Source organism: Clostridium sp. 1001283B150225_161107_B6 (assembly GCF_015556325.1).
Taxonomy (GTDB): Bacteria; Bacillota; Clostridia; order Lachnospirales; family Lachnospiraceae; genus Enterocloster.
In genome coordinates this window covers 23,711-37,513 of sequence record NZ_JADNMD010000011.1, presented here as the reverse complement: position 1 = coordinate 37,513, position 13,803 = coordinate 23,711, and the positions used below count along the sequence as shown (strand labels likewise).

At 50.2% G+C, this 13,803-nt stretch carries 6 protein-coding genes; 3 read left to right on the top strand and 3 right to left on the bottom strand.

Annotated features, from left to right (window positions below; genetic code table 11):
* Positions 1–2: 2 nt before the first annotated feature.
* From I2H39_RS21275 to I2H39_RS21265, 3 genes are all read right to left on the bottom strand, one after another.
* On the bottom strand, positions 3–2,789 hold the full coding sequence (locus I2H39_RS21275; protein WP_195627467.1) for a transporter substrate-binding domain-containing protein: 2,787 nt from the start codon (positions 2,787–2,789) through the stop codon (positions 3–5).
* Positions 2,790–2,853: 64 nt separating this feature from the next.
* Entirely contained in the window at positions 2,854–7,713 is a 4,860-nt protein-coding gene (locus I2H39_RS21270) for a CheR family methyltransferase (RefSeq protein ID WP_138309114.1), read from the bottom strand.
* A 377-nt stretch (positions 7,714–8,090) separates the two neighbouring features.
* Complete coding sequence (locus I2H39_RS21265; RefSeq protein WP_240305590.1) at positions 8,091–9,620, bottom strand: CoA-acylating methylmalonate-semialdehyde dehydrogenase; 1,530 nt, start codon at positions 9,618–9,620, stop codon at positions 8,091–8,093.
* Positions 9,621–9,958: 338 nt separating this feature from the next.
* Here I2H39_RS21265 and I2H39_RS21260 point away from each other — a divergent pair, with 338 nt between their 5' ends.
* The 3 genes from I2H39_RS21260 to I2H39_RS21250 all read left to right on the top strand — a co-directional run bounded on the left by I2H39_RS21260 (position 9,959) and on the right by I2H39_RS21250 (position 13,791).
* Positions 9,959–10,723 carry a DeoR/GlpR family DNA-binding transcription regulator gene (locus tag I2H39_RS21260; RefSeq protein WP_138309113.1) on the top strand — a complete coding sequence of 255 codons (765 nt, stop codon included), beginning with the start codon at positions 9,959–9,961 and terminating at the stop codon, positions 10,721–10,723.
* Positions 10,724–10,836: 113 nt separating this feature from the next.
* The gene (locus I2H39_RS21255) at positions 10,837–12,309 is read left to right on the top strand and encodes a PLP-dependent aminotransferase family protein (protein WP_138309112.1); all 1,473 of its coding nucleotides are present in this window, start codon (positions 10,837–10,839) and stop codon (positions 12,307–12,309) included.
* Between the two features lie 156 nt (positions 12,310–12,465).
* On the top strand, positions 12,466–13,791 hold the full coding sequence (locus tag I2H39_RS21250; RefSeq protein WP_195627466.1) for an amidohydrolase: 1,326 nt from the start codon (positions 12,466–12,468) through the stop codon (positions 13,789–13,791).
* The last annotated feature ends 12 nt before the right edge of the window (positions 13,792–13,803 follow it).

Here is a 13,803-nt window from a genome sequence, read left to right as displayed (position 1 = left end):
CCCTAAAAACCAGTCTTTTTTCCTTTGTCCGCTATCTTCCCAAGCTCTTCATACAGCTGCGCTGCGTCAAAGGGCTTGGGCAGGAAACCAGTCATCCCTGCTTCCCGCGCCTTCTCCCTGTCCTCCTGGAAGGTGTTTGCCGTCATAGCCACTATAGGAACCAGGGCAGCGTCATCACGGTCCATGGCCCGGATTTTAAAAGCAGCCTGAAGGCCGTCCATGACAGGCATGTTGACATCCATGAGTATCAAATCATAATACCCGGCCGGATGCAGGCTGAACATTTCCACCGCCTCTGCTCCGTCTGCCGCCCGCTCCGTCTCTACCTGCTCCATTCCGAGAAGTTCCATCGCTATCTCTGCATTGATGTCATTGTCTTCCGCCAAAAGGACACGCAGACCTGCCAGCGGGGCAGTCTTATGTCCCGGCAGCAGCCTCTCCCCCTCCAGTGTTCCGCTGAACACAGGAAGCCTGATTGTAAAATAAAACTCTGAACCTTCTTTTGGTCTGCTCTTCACCGTCAGCTGTCCTCCCATAAGCTCCACCAGGCTGCGGCTGATGGACAGGCCCAGACCTGTTCCCGGGGTGTTGGGATTCCGGTTCATGGCCTGTTCAAAGGACAGGAAAATACGCTCCTGGTCCTCCTGGCTGATACCCGCGCCATTGTCCCGGACAGAAAAACGGAGGCTCGCTTCCTCTCCCTGCCGTTCCAGCTCCCGGATGGTCAATATAATCCGCCCCTTTGTCTCAGTAAACTTATGAGCATTTGAAAGCAGGTTTGTCAGAATCTGGTTCAGCCGCAGACAGTCCCCTACATACATGGTATCCTGCACATCACATACAAATACCAGTTCAATCTGCTTCTGCTCCGCCTGGAGCAAAAATATGTCCTTAAGCTGCCCCACCACCTCATCTATATGGAAGGGAGCTGCTGCCAGCTTCATTTTCCGGCTGTCTATCTTGGACATATCCAGCACATCGTTGAGCAGGGACAGTAAAAATTTGGCCGAGGTGTCAATCTTATTCAGGTCCTCCTGAATCACAGGCGTGGCCTCCCCTGTCATCATGGCCAGATTGGTCAGACCGATAATAGCATTCATGGGAGTCCGTATTTCATGGGACATGCGGGAGAGAAAATCTGATTTGGCCCGGCTTGTCTCCTCCGCCTTTTCCAGCCTGACACGCATGATGCGGGTCTTCATATTAAAGAAACTAAGCAGCAGAATCACAGCCGCGGCCAGTACCACAAATCCGATGGATACGGAAATTACCAATAGCGGATTTGTGTACAGCAATGAGCGGAACGTAACAGGGGCCACCGGGGTCGGAAGAAGATTCCTGGAAACAACACCGCTGGTTTCCTCATCCGTCAGGTTTCCGATTGCCTTGCTCAGCACTGAGTACAGGGGTACGTTTACCGGTCTTGGTACGGCAAAGGACACCTGCTCCTTTCTGGAGGTGTCTGCCAGTATCGCCACGTTTGCATAGTAATCTTTTGCATAGAAATATTCCAGGGCCGAGGCGGGCATGAACGTATAATCCGCCTCCCCTTTGTTAATGGCCTTAAGGCAGTCCTTATACTTCCCATAATACCGGATTGTCCCGTTCTCACCTATGGGTTCCAGCTCCATTCCTTCCGGCAGAGCCATGACAAGGCCGTCCTGGGTCATATCCGCATGTTTGTTTCGTATCAGGCTGGAATCCAGGGACACCAGGGGCGCGGTGCATGCCAATCCGTCCGTGTCTGCGCTGTGTTCATTTCCCAGATAACAGCCAATCATATCGGCTTCCCCATTCTTCACAAGCGTCTCCAATTCCCCATAGGAATCCGCATACACATATTCAAAGGAAAGCCCGGTCCGCTGGGAAATCAATGCAAGGCAGTCCGGAACAATTCCGGCAGCCGTCCCCTTCTTTACATAAAACACAGGATAAACCTGCCTGGCCACTGCTACCCGGACGGGTCCGCTCCGGCGGATAAAGGCCTGCTCCTGCGGGCTGAAGTTAATGGTATTGATATACTTTGCCGGAAAATAGGTTTCGTAAAGCTCCACGGCAAAGTCAGGATTGGCCGAATAAATAGTGTCCATGGCCTCGGATAACTGTGTGCACAGCTCCGGCTCGTCATGGGCGGTAACAATATAATATGGGTCCGCCTCGATTTTTGCCGCCACATTATAATTCTCATTCATGAATACGTCATTTCCATACAGCAAATCTACTTCCCGGTTATCCAGACATTGCTCATATGTATCCACCGTATCATAGTACACCAGTTCACACCGGATATGGTTAAAGCTCAAATACTTATTCAGCCTGTCAATCTTGCTTACGGCATTTTTAAATACTCCGATTCTCTTACCGTTTAACGTGGTATAATCAAAGCTTTTGATACTTTTATCGTCCTTCCGGTACATGAGCAGGGAATAATTGGCGCCCATGGGATATTTGGGATAATTATAAATCTCATCGTATCCGTCCAGATAGAACATGCCCCCCATAAGGTCATACTGACCGCTGCACATACCGTTCAGAAGTTCCGTTGCGCTGCCGGTAACAAATTCGTACTTCCAGCCGGTATATTTGGCTATCTCATGGAGCCAGTCATAGGTGCTGCCCCCGTATGTGCCATCCTCGTAAACTTCATTGATTCCGGGACTGTCCGGAAAGGCAACCGTAAGAACACGGCTTTTTGTCCCATCTCCCGCCAGGGCCGGGAAAGCGCTGGAATTCAACAGAATGACTGCGGCTGTCAATACAATGAACCGGTGCAATAATTCCTTTCGCATATCTGTTCCTCCTGTGTATGATACCCCGTCCCTCCCAAACCCGTTTTACGGTACTTGACAGGCATTATAAATAAGCACTCAGCAGCTCCACCAGCTTCTCAATCTCAATCGGCTTGGTGGTATGGGCGTTCATTCCGGCGTTCAGGGAGCGCTCCACATCCTCCTGGAATGCGTTGGCGCTCATGGCCACAATGGGAATCTTAAGAGAGCCCGGCTTTTTGCTTTCCCTGATTTTTCTGGCGGCTGTCAGCCCGTCCATCACCGGCATCTGGATGTCCATGAGAATCAGGTCATAATATCCTTCCTCTTTCCGCAAAAAACACTTCAGGGCCTCCTTTCCGTTTACCGCCCGTTCCACCTGAAAGCCGTAACTGCCAAGCAGGGTCTGGGCAATCTCTGCATTCAGGTCATTGTCCTCTGCCAGCAGGATACGGCTCTCTTTAAACGCATCAGCGCCCTGTTTTGTCTCCGTACCGTTTCGGGCCGGAACCTCCTCACTCACGGCAAATTTCATGGGAATTGTAAAGAAAAACTCTGAGCCGCTGCCCAGCTGGCTCTCCACCTGCAGGGTTCCGCCTAAAAGCTCCACCAGATTCTTGCAGATGGCCAGACCCAGTCCTGTGCCCGGCAGTTTACCGGAACCTTCTCCATCCCCCTGCTCAAACGCCTCAAAAATAACCTGCTGGCTTTCACGGCTGATACCGCAGCCGGAATCTCTTACCCGGAATGTGTATGCTGCCTGTTCCTCCGAAGGCGCCTCCTCCGCTACCAGGACCACCATGCCCATGGACGGGGTGAATTTTATGGCATTGCTCAGCAGGTTCCCCAGAATCTCCCGCAAAAAAACAGGGTCTGATATTACATGCTGATGCTGGATACTGATGGCGCGGGTCAGCCCCACACCGCTTTTGGAAGCGGAAAAACTGTATTCGGAAAGAACCTCCTCCAGCATCTGGCGCAGGTCAAACACCGCCTCCCTGCACTCCATCTTCCCGCTCTCAATCTTTGACATATCCAGTACATCATTAACCAGCATCTGAAGGTGCTGCATGGAAAGCTTCATTTTATCCAGACAATCCAAAATTTTTTCCTTATCCTCCAGATTCAGCCTTGTAATATCAATCATTCCCATAATTCCGTTCATCGGCGTACGGATTTCATGGCTCATCTTTGAGAGAAAGCTGGTCTTGGCCGCATTGGACTGGATGGCAACCGCCAGCTCTAGCTGCGCCTCTTTCAGACGTTCACGTTCCGTCACATCCAGGAAAGTAAACTGGATTATGCTGGATTCCTTATCCTCCATAATCCAATTGGCAGTACCCTCAATGATAATCTGGGCCCCGTCTCTTTTAATTAAATTAAAACGAACCTCCCTCTGCTCGCCCACCTTTCCGAGAGACTGCATAAATGTGCCGACTGTGGCCAGGCTCTTCCTGTGGCTGTCCCTGGGGTTTCCGTCAAAAAGCCGCCTTTCAATATCCGTCTCGCTGGCCTCGTCCAGAATATGCAGTGCAATACGGTTAATGCTGAGGATTTTATTGCTCCTGATATCCACCTGGACGATTCCGCAGACAGCTGTATTATAAAGAACCTTGTAGAGCCGGTCATACCGGTCCCGTTCCGCCTCCACCTGCTCCAGGGCGCGCTTTCTGGCAGTTGTATCCATAAAGGTGCTCTGAATCAGCTTTTTACCGTCCGGTGTGAGGACTACCTTCGCAACCCCTGTCACCCAGCGGATTCCCTGATTCTTTGTACAGACCCGGTGTTCAAAGCTTGCGCACTCCCCCTCCTCCTTTAAGGACAGAAGGGTACGCTTTATGTAATCTGCATCCTCTGAAACAGTTACCTCCGGAAGGGTCTGCGCAGTCTGCCTACGGAATTCCTCCATGGACTCATATCCCAGCATCTGGATTGCCTCGCTGTTGGCATTATAGCAGCGCAGGGTATTGTCCTCAATTTCATATTGTACAATACCGCAGACCACATTCTGGTACAGTTTGTTATAGTAATCCCGTTCCTTTTTCAGCTGTTCTTCATAGTCCTTAATCAGGGAGATGTCCGTGACAATACACTGCATCTCAATGTGGCGTTCCTGCCGGAATGCCACGGCCTGGAGGGAACACCACCGGCTCCTTCCGTCCTTTTGCCACAGACGGCATTCAGCCTTCACAAGCCCGCCTCCGGATACAGCCTGCCGGATTTCATCCTTCAGTTCTACCCAGTCCGAACCATGTAAAAGCTGGTCAAAGCGGTTGTGCAAATCCAGACGCATTTCTTCTGCCGTATAGCCAATCAGGTCAAAAAAACTGTCATTCGCATATTCAATTAACAGAAACTCCTCAAACCGCAGACGGAGTACGCCGCCCGGCACGCTGTCCGTCAGGTGCTTCAAGTCAAACTTTGCCGCCTCCAGACGCTTGGTGATATCAAACATAGAGACCAGAACGCCTTTTGAAGTATGGGTATGGTCAAAATACGGGCGAATCCTCACCAGCCATATTACATTATTCTGGTCCGTGATTTCTTTTTCCACGATTTTCCCCTGCCTTGACACATCCGTCACATCCTGGGTAAAATCAGGATAAGAGTCAAGGAAATTAATCTGAGTCACCGGACGCTCCAAATCTGTAATCCGCAGATTGGTGTGCTGGAGCATGATGGGGGTAATCTTGCGGATGTGCATCTTTTCATCCACATACAGCGCCCCCACGTCCGCGTTCAGCAGCAGATTATCAAAGTCAGCATTGGCCGTGGTCAGCTCCACAATTTTATTCTGGTACTCAGCATTGATGGTATACAGTTCTTCATTGACGGACTGCATCTCCTCATTGGTGCTCTGCAGCTCCTCATTGGATGCCAGCAGCTCCTCATTGGTGGCCTGGAGTTCTTCATTGCGGGACTCCGATTCCTCCACTGCCAGTTTCAGATTCCAGTTGCTCTCATTCAATGCGTTCTCCAGCTCCTGGATGCGGCTGTCCTTTAACTCGCGCAAATCCAGGGGATTACCGGCTGATTCTGCCTTCGCCAATTCTTCGGACCGAATCTGTACCAGATAGTACTCCCCTTCCGTCAGGTGAAAGAACCGCACCTTCACGCACAAAACCTCTTCCGGATAATCAGACAGCCCCGTGGCCCGCCGTTCCACAATGCCGTCTGAAACTTTTTTGGAATCCGTCAGCAGACGGTTAATAAAGGTGGCCAGACTGGGAGAGAAAAAGGAACTGAGTCCCCCGTCGAACTGACCATCCTGCATCCTCATATACTGCCCGCCTCCCTGGATTACCTGCACCACCCTGAGCTCTTCATTCAGCAGCACCGAGGGCCCGGCCATTGCAAACAAAAGTTTTTCCGAGATACTGGCAGAGCGCAGGCGTCTCCCCGTTCTTGCGGAATGTTCACTCCTGTTTGTCTGGCGCGGTGAAAAGCCTCCCCCCATGTCCAGCGCCGGATATATGGATACATTCTTCTGGGCATACCCCTTATTTTTGGAATAGATTTTCCACTTCTTATCCAGCAGGTTGTATGCCTCATCCATCTCTCCCACTGACTCACTGCTGCCTAAAAAGAGGTAGCCGTCCTCTGCCAGAAGCTGATAGAATACCCCCAGCGCTTTCTGCTGCATCTCCGGCTTCACGTAGATAAACATATTGCGGCACACAATCAAATCCAGCTTTGAAAACGGTGCATCCCTGAAAATGTTATGTTTGGCAAAAACAATCATTTTCCGGATTTTCTCACCCACCAGATAACCGCCGTTTGCATGTTCAAAATACTTATCCCGCATGGCCTGATTCAGATTGTCCAGCAGGCTTTCCGAATAGATTCCCTTCTGGGCAATGGCTATGGCGTTCTGGTCCACATCCGTGGCAAAAATTTTCACATCCACGCTGGTATGGGTGGATTCCATGCATTCGCAAATCAGAATTGCCAGTGAATATGCCTCCTCGCCGGTGGAGCAGGCAACGCTCCACAGCCGCACTGACTTCCTTTTTTTAAGGAGCGGGATGATTACATTTTCTCCCAGATGGCAAAACGCCTCCTCATCACGGAAAAAAGAGGTGACCCCAATCAGCAAATCCCGGTACAGCTGCGCCCGCTCCTCCTCAGTGGAAAGCAGGTAGTCCAGATAATCACCCATCCCATGAAAATTATTCAGGGCAATACGCCGTTCAATCCTTCTGTAAATCGTGTTGGTCTTATAGATGGTAAAATCAATATCCGAGTACAGACTGATGGCATTCAGAATACAGGAATAGTCCTCCGCCAGCTCCATATGGTCCTGTTCTCCCTGATGCATGGACTGTATGTGGGGATTCTGCAAATATTCCTTCAGAGAGTTCCCTATCTGGGCCACGTCCAGAATCAAATCCACCATGCCGGTTGTAATTGCGCTCTGGGGCATGGATGCATACTGTGCTTCCCCTGGTTTCTGGACAATCACCAGTCCTCCGTTTTCCTTGATTGAGCCGATTCCAATGGCCCCGTCGGAGCCGCTTCCCGACAAAACAATTGCCACGGCATGGACGCCGCTCACCGATGCCAGGGACTGGAACAGCAGGTTAATGGGAAGGTACAGCTGGTTCCGGTCGTGGGCCGACTCCAGGTGAAAACGTCCCTCTTTCATGGTCAGTGTCTTACCGGGATGATTCAGATAAATATGATTTGGTTTTGGCACCTCCCCTTCCTCTGCCAGCTGGACCGGCAGCCTAGAGGATTTTTGCAGTATTTTGTCCATCAGGCTGACGGCATCCGGTGAAAGATGCTGCACAATGATAAACGATGCACCTGTATCCTCCGGCATATTATGAAACAGTTCCTGCAGCGCCTCTACGCCCCCAGCGGAAGCTCCTACTCCCACATAGCATCTGACATCCTCCTGGCTTTCAGTGATGTCCTCTGCCTCATCGGCGCAATTCTTCTCCATAATCCTTCTCCTTCCATCTTTCCTTCTCCCCGATTCCCGGCTGACCGAACTATCATTCTGTCACGTTCGTTTGGATTGACCGAAATATTGAATTACCCTGTTCATAATAGGTACTGCTCTGATTGTATCACGCTTTGTTCAAAGACGCAAATGTATTCTCTGCCGTAACTTGTAACTCCATCCGGGCAGCATATGCAGGACATCCGTGACAGACTGCGGCCTGCGGATTTAATGTATTAATCGGCGGTTGAAAACACCCTGAAAAACAAAGACAGTTCCCTGCAAAGAAGAGGACAATTCCCTTTAACGGAATCGTCCTCTTCTATCATGTTTGCAGAAGAATATGTAGTTTTAATCCAGGTGTTATAAACAATGCCTTACAGCTCTGTGCTGCCTTCCCAGGTCCCCACCTTACGCTTGCCGGCCTTTTCGTCAAACCAGTGTGTGGTTACGGTCTTGGCCCTGGTAAAGAACCGGTATCCGTCCCTGCCCAGAACATGCAGGTCGCCGAAGAAGGAATCCTTGTTTCCTGAGAATGGGAAGTAAGCGGTTGGAACCGGAATACCCACGTTAACGCCTACCATACCGCCGTCCGTCTCCATTACAAACTTACGGCTGTAATATCCGCTCCGGGTAAAGATACAGGAACCGTTTGCAAACGGGTTGGCGTTCATGACTGCAATGCCTTCCTCGTAATCTTTCACTCTCTTAATACAGGTTACCGGCCCGAAGATTTCACTGTCACCAACCGTCATTCCCGGCTTTACATAGTCCAGTATGGTGGGGCCCACAAAGTATCCGTTTTCATAGCCCGGCACCACAACATCCCTGCCGTCCAATACAAGCGTTGCGCCCTCGTCAATGCCCTTCTGAATCCAACCGCAGATTTTCTTCTTATGTGCCGCGCTGACAACCGGACCCAAATCCGTATCCTCATCATATGCACACCCGATTTTCATAGCCTGCGCCTTTTCCTTCAGCAGCTTCACAAATTCATCGGCAATGCTCTCCTGAACACAGATAGCCGGAAGTGCCATACATCTCATGCCAGCGCAGCCATAGGTGGAATTAATGATTGCATTTACGGTTGCCTCCAGATTGCAGTCCTCCAGCACCAGGGCATGGTTCTTGGCCTCTGTCTGGGACTGTACCCGCTTGCCGTTTGCCGCTGCGGTTGAATAAACCTGTTTTCCCACGCCGGTGGTTCCCACAAAAGTCACCGCCTTTATCCGCTCATCGGTCAGAAGGATATTCGCCTCCACACGGCTGCAGGTAACTAAATTGACAACACCCTTGGGAAAGCCTGCTTCCTCGTAAAACAGCTCCATCATCCTCATGGATGTCAGCGGTGTCTGGGAGCTTGCCTTTAACACAACCGTATTGCCGCAGGCAATGGACAGGGGAACCATCCATCCCCATGGAATCATGGCAGGGAAGTTCATGGGCACAATGCCTGCCGTTACGCCCAGAGGGAACCGGTAGCTTGAAGTATCGTAATTTGTGGTGACCTGCATGGCTGCATCGCCCTGAATCATGGCTGGCAGGGCGCATGCTTCTTCGGTAGGTTCTATTGCCTTCTGGACATCGCCTCTGGCTTCCTTTATGTTCTTGCCCAGCTCTTTGGCGCAGAGCACAGCCAGTTCTTCCTTATGTGCATACAGCACATCCCTCCACTTAAACATATACTGCTGTCTTCCGGAAAGCGACATCTTTGACCATGCAGGAAAAGCTGCCTGCGCGGAGGCAATCGCCCCATCAACTTCCTCCGGGGTACAGCAGGGCACGGCGGCAATCACTTCGCCTGTACTGGAGTCTGTCACCTCCTCATACCTTCCGCTCCTGGATTCCTTCCATTCTCCGTTTACACAATAACCCATTTTTCTGACTTCCGTCTTTGCAGTACCCATTTTTGCGCTCCTTTCTCAATGTTGTCTTTGAGTATCTTTTGATTATGTTGGTTTGTTTATGGCTGTATATTACCATTGTTCTATGTTCTTGTCAATTTATTTTTGACTATATTTTGAGTATATTTATTTTATTGGGTCATTATATATTCTAAATATATTCACTTTTATATATCTTTTACATATTTCAGTCAATTGATGATTATCTTTTGATTACCTTATTGATTTATTTTCAAAAATAGACTAAACTACAGATAGGAATATACCCAAACAGGTACATACCTATCCAGGCACACACTTAACCAGGAACACACCTGAACATAAATAAAGGAGGCCCGTAAATGAAAGCCGCGCGTATTGATTTGATTGAAGCATATATTATAGAAAAGAAATCCGTTTCCCTGGAATCCATCTGCGAACATTTTAATATCTCAAAAAGTACTGCCCGCAGGGATTTGGACGAACTTGTAAAAAGAGGTAACACCAAAAAGGTATACGGTGGCATCCGCGCCCTGGAACCAGATGTCCCGGCCTCCATGCCCCTGCTCCCCTTTGAAGAGCGTGATATTGTCAACCAAACAGAGAAAGACTACATCTGCCGGCAGGCAGCGCGCCTAATCATGCCTGATGATATCATCTTCATTGATACCGGCACCACCTGTCTTCAGCTCATTGACTATTTAAAAGAAATACCCTGCACAGTGATTACAAACAGCCTGCGTGTTTCCATGAAAGCCTCTCCTTATGAAAATATCACCATAATCAGTATGCCGGGGCGCTTAAACCGGAAAACATGGTCATTTGTTGAGCATGACATTGATTTTTACATGCATTCTGTCAACATTCAAAAAGCATTCATGGCCGCCACCGGTGTTTCCATTCGCGGCGGGCTCACAAATGCTTCTGAAGATGAGTATATTGTGAAAAAAAGTGTCTGCAAAAACAGCAGCCAGATATACCTGCTGGCCGACCATGACAAATTTGACCGTATGGCCCTTTACACCTACAGCGCCTTAAACCAGATAACCGGCCTGGTTACGGACCGGAAACCGCCGGAAACCTTTGTCACTTATTGTAATGAGAAAGATATACGGCTGATTTTTTAACGTGGATTTTTAATGCAGATGTTTACAAACGTTCCATCTCTTCTCTGAAGCGTTACGGAAAGCGCTTGATTTCCGGCCTCATTCTTTTCCAACAAATCACCCAAGGAGCGAACATGGAAATTCAACTGACTAAAAACAGCACAACCCCGCTATACAAACAAATCCGCAACACAATCCGCAGCCAGATTCTCTCCGGACAGCTCTCCGGCGGATTTAAGCTGCCATCGGAGCGCCAGCTGGTGGAACGGCTGGGCGTCCACCGCAATACCGTCAAAAAAGCATACGAGATACTCATACGCGAAGGCTTAGTCTATGCCTCCTCCAAGGCCCCCAGAGGATATTTTGTGAGAAACAGCCCATCCGAAATAAAGCCCGACAGCAGGCCGGATACCAGTAAAGCTTTTTCCTCTCTGGACAAGAATTTCAATTACCACTTTCTGGGGCTGCAGAACACGTTCCAGCATTTGTACAATTCCTCCTATCTCTCCAGTTCCATTCCCTTTGCAGGGGTTCTGGCAAACAGGGAAGCCCTGCCCCTGTCCTATCTGCACGAAATCCTGGGGGAAATTACGGCCGGAGACAATATAGAGCCCTTCTGGTTCTGCGACCCCCAGGGAACCGAACATGTAAGAACCGCTCTGTCTTCCATGCTCTTTGGGCGCAACATCTACGTCCAGCCCCAGAACATCCAGATTATAAGCGAAACCTATGAGGCCCTGAGCAATATCGCCTTCATGTATCTGAAAGAGGGCGATTATGTGATTGTGGAAGAACCGGCCCTTCCGGCCATTGTCAATATTTTCCTGCACACAGGAGCCCATGTACTCTTTGTACCCTTGGAAAAGGACGGAATACGGATTGAAATGCTGGAAAACCTGGTAGAGCGTTACCGTCCCAGGTTAATCTATTCCATGCCCAGTTTCCACAATCCTTCTACCGCGGTTATGAGCCTGGAAAAGAGAAAACAGCTGCTGCAGTGCGCGGTTTCACACAACATTCCCATAGTGGAGGACGATTCCCTATATGATTTTAACTACAGCGGCGTTACCCTCCCAAGCCTGTACTCCATGGACCGGACCAGCTCGGTCATATACATGGATTCCTTTAACCTGTCCTTTTTTCCCGGCGCCCGGATAGGCTATATCGTTGCGCCGGATAATGTAATCAAAACCTACCGGCGCATCATCAATAAGGACCAGCTGTTTCTAAGCAGCATGAGCCAGTATATGTGGGCACGTTTTTTTGAAAAGGGATACTATGAAAAGCACAGACAGTTCCTGACCGACTTTTACAGAAAAAAACGGGATTTGATGTGCAGCTGCCTTTCCCGGATTCCCGGCCTGTCATTTACGGTTCCGGAGGGCGGTCTTTTTATCTGGACCCGTCTTCCTGAGCACACAAATGACCGCCAGGTGGCTGCAGCGGCAGAGCGGGCAGGACTGCTTCTGATGCCGGGAAATACCTTTTTTGCCGAGGGCAGCCGCGGTGAGTCCTATCTGCGCATATCCTATTCTTCCGCCACGGATGAGGAAATCATGGAAGGGGTCCGCCGGCTGGCAGAAATTCTGGCGTGTTTCCTGGTATAACAACCGAATGTACCAACATTCAACTTGGTACACATATCAAAATCGTTATGGTACTTTACTCCTGACCGTTTTATGGATAAAATACAAAAACAACGGACGTGCACATCCATAAATGAAACACATTTCACTTCTATCGGAAATCAGGAGGAACGTTTAATGGAACAATTGTACAAAGAAACGCTGGAACGGCTGACTGCGGAGCTAAAAAAACAGCTGCCGGAGATTGAGGCAAACGGCGACTGGCTCTGGCATCACCCGGAGACAGGATTTAAGGAAATACAAACCCAGCAGTACTGTCTGGATGTCCTGAAAAAACATGGTTTCGAGGCCCGTACATGGCCGGATGTAACGGGATTTACCTGTACCCTTGATACCGGAAGGCCCGGTCCCTGCGTGATGATTATGGGAGAAATGGACTCCCTTATCTGCTATTCTCATCCGGACTGTAATCCGGAAACAGGCGCCGCCCATGCCTGCGGCCATTCCATCCAGATGGCGACCGCCATAGGAGCCTTCCTGACCCTGGCAGAAAGCGGTGTATTAAAGAATTTCGGCGGGAAAGTCATGCTGGCCGGCGTTCCGGCGGAGGAATGCTTAGAGTCAGAGTGGAGAATGCAGGAAATCAAAAAGGGCCGTCTCCATTTCCTGGGCGGCAAGGCGGAGCTTTTGTACCGGGGCGGTTTTGAAGGCGTGGACATAGTGGTTTCCATGCACGCCGGTCTGGGAAATGACGGCACAATCACCATTCTTGGCTCCCACAACGGTTTTACCTCCAAAAATGTCACTTTCAAAGGACGGTCCGCCCACGCTGCCGCGGACCCGGAAAACGGCGTCAACGCCCTGTACATGGCAAACACAGCCCTGACTGCCCTCAATTCCTTACGCGAAACCTTCAAGGACAGCGATACGGTGCGCGTCCATCCCATTATCACCAAAGGCGGCACTGTTGTAAACGCTATCCCGGAGGAAGTCTGCATAGAGTGCCAGTGCCGGGCAGGTAAGATGGAAACCGTTATGGATGTTTCCAAAAAGTTTGACCGGGCCATGGGCGCAGGCGCTTATGCGTTTGGCGGAAAGGCTGTGGTGAATACACAGCTGGGTTATCTGCCCTACCGTCCCCTTAAGGAGCTGGACCAGGCGGCTGCCCAGGCAGCGGATGATGTTCTGGGTAAAGGGCACGTAAACCAGGGCGGTCATAACTGCGGTTCCACGGATTTGGGCGACTTAAACGAGGTTATTCCCGGAATCCAGGTATTTGTCAACTATATGCACGGCGTCCATCATGCGGCTGATTACAGGATTGCGGACCGGAAAATCTATGAAACAGCATCTTTGTTTCTGGCTGCCATGGCCTGCCGTCTGTTAGACGACGGGGGCGCGCTGGCGAAAAAGGTGAAGGAGGCCCACAAGCCCCTGTTTGCCAGCGCCGAAGGCTACTGTGCTTATGTGAAGTCCCTTGAAACCGAGCAAATATTACCATAACGGACGAAAGAG